Below are 3,225 nucleotides of genomic sequence, written 5' to 3' on the forward strand. Positions count from 1 at the left end.
GGTGGGGCTCGGTGTGGCTCTGCTGCTGCTGACCACCGCCCTGCCGAGCGCGCTCGAGGTACGCCACCAGCGGGGCGACGCCCGCTCGGACATCACCTACGGCAAGCCGACCGTGCAGAAGGGCGACAACACCCTGCTGTCGGCGAGCGTGTCGACCACCTTCCGGGACACGGAGGTCCGCGGCCGGGAGGTGGAGCCCGAGGGACCGCGCGCCCCGCTGCCGCCGGGGGTCGCGAAGTTCCCGGCGGTCGGCGAGATGGTCGTCTCCCCGAAGCTGAAGAGCCTGCTGGAGTCGGACGACGGCAAGCTGCTGCGGGAGCGCCTGCCGGACCGGATCGTCGGCACGATCGGCGAGAGCGGGCTGATCGGCTCGCACGAACTCGCCTTCTACCGGGGCGCCGAGGGGCTTGCCGCCCAGGGCGTCGACGGCGCCCGGATCACCCGGATCGACCGGTACGGCAACCCCGACCCCACCGACTCGGACTCCGACCCGGTGCTGGTGCTGCTGGTCCTGGTCGTCTTCGTGGTGCTGCTGATGCCGGTCGCCGTGTTCATCACCGCGGCCGTGCGCTTCGGCGGGGAGCGGCGCGACCGGCGCCTCGCGGCACTCAGGCTGGTGGGCGCCGACGGCCGTTCGACCCGGCGGATCGCCGCCGGCGAGGCGCTGGCCGGCGCGGTGCTCGGACTCGTCCTCGGTGCCGGGTTCTTCCTGATCGGCCGTGAAGTGGCGGGCTCCGTCGAGGTGTTCGGGCAGAGCGTGTTCCCGAGCTATCTCAACCCCTCGCCGCTGCTGGCCCTGCTGGTCGCGGTCGCGGTGCCCGCCGCGGCGGTGCTGGTGACGCTGTTCGCCCTGCGGGGTGTGGTGATCGAACCGCTCGGCGTGGTGCGTACAGCGAAGCCCGCGCGGCGCCGGCTGTGGTGGCGGTTGCTGCTCCCGCTGGCCGGGGTCGCGATGCTCTACCCGATGGTCGGACAGGGCCGCGACGGCGGCGACTTCAACCAGTACCTCGTCACCGGCGGCGTGATCCTGCTGCTGGTCGGTGTGACCGCGCTGCTGCCGTGGATCGTCGAGGCGGTCGTGGCCCGGCTGGGCGCGGGCGCGGTGTCCTGGCAACTGGCGGTGCGGAGGCTCCAGTTGAGCAGCGGCACGGCGGCCCGCATGGTCAACGGCATCGCGGTCGCGGTGGCCGGGGCGATCGCCCTGCAGATGCTCTTCACCGGTACCGACAGCGCCTACTCGAAGGACACCGGCTACGACGTCTCGCGGGCGCAGATGCAGGTGGAGGTCCCGGAGGGCGGAAAGCTCGCCGACGCCGCGAAGGCACTCGCCGCGACCAAGGGCGTCATGAACGCGTACGCCTTCCAGGAGGGGTACGTGGCCGACGGGCCGGGCGACGAGGCCCGCTGGACCCGGGCGACCGTCGCCGACTGCGCGACCCTGCGCCAGGTGGCCGCACTGCCCTCCTGCCGCGAGGGCGACACCTTCGTCGTGCGCGGAGCGGACTCCGACGAAGAGGCGGGCGCCGCGCCGGTGAAGGCCGGCGGCAAGCTCTACTTCGAGACCTCCGAGGACCCGGAGAGGAGCAAGGCGGTCGCCTGGACCGTGCCGAAGGGCATCAAGGCGGCCCGGTCCGTCACGGACCCGACGGGCTACAAGCGCGGGGGTGTCCTGCTCACCCCGAGCGCGCTCGGCTCGACGGCCGTACCGGGCGTGCGCGGGCAGATCTACGTCCGGCTCGACGAGTCGCTGCCGGACGCGCGGGAGTACGTGCGCAACACGGCGGCCCGCATCAACCCCCTGGAAGAGCCGATGAACTGGGTGTCCGTCGAGCGCAACAAGCGCTACGACTCCATCCGCACCGGCCTGTTCGTGGGCGCCGTCTGCGTCCTCGCGCTGATCGGGGCGAGCTTGCTGGTCTCCCAGCTGGAGCAGTTGCGGGAGCGCAGGAAGCTGCTGTCGGCGCTGGTCGCCTTCGGCACCCGGCGGCGCACCCTGAGCCTGTCGGTGCTGTGGCAGACGGCGATCCCGATCTCGCTCGGGCTGCTGCTGGCCTCGGCGGTGGGGCTGACGCTGGGCGCGGTCCTGCTGAGGATGACGGGCACCGCGGTCCGGGTGGACTGGGCGAGCGTGCTGTCGATGACCGGCGTGGGCGCGGGGGTCGTCCTGGTGGTGACGCTGCTGAGCCTGCCGCCGCTGCTGAGACTGATGCGGCCGGACGGGCTGCGGACGGAGTAACCGCCCGCAGCACGGCGTCCGTTCAGAGGCTGTACTCCTTCACCACCCGCCGGACCTGGGCGAACAGCATGCCGACGTTGACCGACTTGCGGCACACCACCACGGCCACGACGTCCTGCTGTTCGTTCAGGCGCACGAACAGGTGCGTGAGGTTCTCGCTGTTGACCAGGATCTCCTGGAAGAAGTGGTTGTCACTGCTGATCCCGCGACGCTCCTTGAAGACGTCCTCGATCATCACGACCGTACGGCCCTGGAACAGGTCGAGGGTCGCACCCGCCAGGAGGTCCAGGACCTCCGGCGGGTGGTTCTCGACGGTCTCGTACGACAGCAGCATCCCGGTGGACATGTCCACCACGCCAGAGGCGACACAGTCGGGGGCGTCGGTCCGGAGAGACTTGACCAGGCCCATCACCTGGTCGGAGAAACTTGAGGCCATGCGCTTCGTCGCCATCCCTTCAGACTCCTTCTGATGCTTTCCCGGGCGCCCTGTCCGTGAGGATCGAGCCGATCCGGTTCAGGGTGGGCTGGGTCGCCCGGTGCAGGTGGTCCACGTCCAGGCCCTCGTCGCCGAGCACGACCATCAGGGCGGTGTCGCCGACGGCGTAGAAGGCGGCGCAGCCGTGGCTGCCGTACGTCACCGTCCGGCGCAGCGTGCCGCGGGCGGTCGCCCCGGCGGTGCGCCGGGCGAGGCCGAGGCCGGCCGCGGCGAGCGCGGCGAGGCCCTCGGGGTCGATCGAGTCGGCGGTGTCCGCGGCGATGAGCAGTCCGTCCGCGGCGGCCAGCGCGGTGTCCGTGATTCCGGTGACCTGTTCGCGCAGTCCGCGCATTTCGAGCGCCAGGGCTTTGTGATCCATGGAGTCGACTCCCCTAATCCTGTTCGCGTCTGATCGGCTTTTTCACTGGGGTGTTCCGTTTCTGAGCCGGAAGAAATTGCCGGGTTTTCTGCGGGGCAGATCGTTCCTCTCCTGGGGCGGGGGCTGCTCCACGGG

Annotated in this window: 3 protein-coding genes; 1 reads left to right on the forward strand and 2 read right to left on the reverse strand. The window is 71.1% G+C overall.

All coding sequences use genetic code 11. The features are described from left to right. Positions 1-2,236 (forward strand): ABC transporter permease (locus tag EHS43_RS41065; protein ID WP_148104246.1); only part of this gene is annotated, 2,236 nt, incomplete at its 5' end. A gap of 22 nt (positions 2,237-2,258) precedes the next feature. Here the strand turns inward: EHS43_RS41065 and EHS43_RS41070 are convergent. Together EHS43_RS41070 and EHS43_RS41075 are read right to left on the reverse strand one after the other, a co-directional pair. Continuing rightward, positions 2,259-2,687: a hypothetical protein gene (locus EHS43_RS41070; protein WP_125195614.1), complete on the reverse strand. Its 429-nt coding sequence runs from the start codon at positions 2,685-2,687 to the stop codon at positions 2,259-2,261. Positions 2,688-2,691: 4 nt separating this feature from the next. Continuing rightward, a complete protein-coding gene (locus EHS43_RS41075) occupies positions 2,692-3,090 on the reverse strand; it encodes a roadblock/LC7 domain-containing protein (protein ID WP_185806630.1) in 399 nt (132 codons plus the stop codon). Between the last annotated feature and the right edge of the window lie 135 nt (positions 3,091-3,225).

The organism is Streptomyces sp. RP5T (assembly GCF_003933965.1).
Classification (GTDB): Bacteria; Actinomycetota; Actinomycetes; order Streptomycetales; family Streptomycetaceae; genus Streptomyces.

Coding starts and splice junctions, on each gene's coding strand:
- EHS43_RS41070 (WP_125195614.1), bottom strand. CDS start 2,687: ATGGCGACGAAGCGCATGGCCTCAAGTTTCTCCGACCAGGTGATGGGC.
- EHS43_RS41075 (WP_185806630.1), bottom strand. CDS start 3,090: ATGGATCACAAAGCCCTGGCGCTCGAAATGCGCGGACTGCGCGAACAG.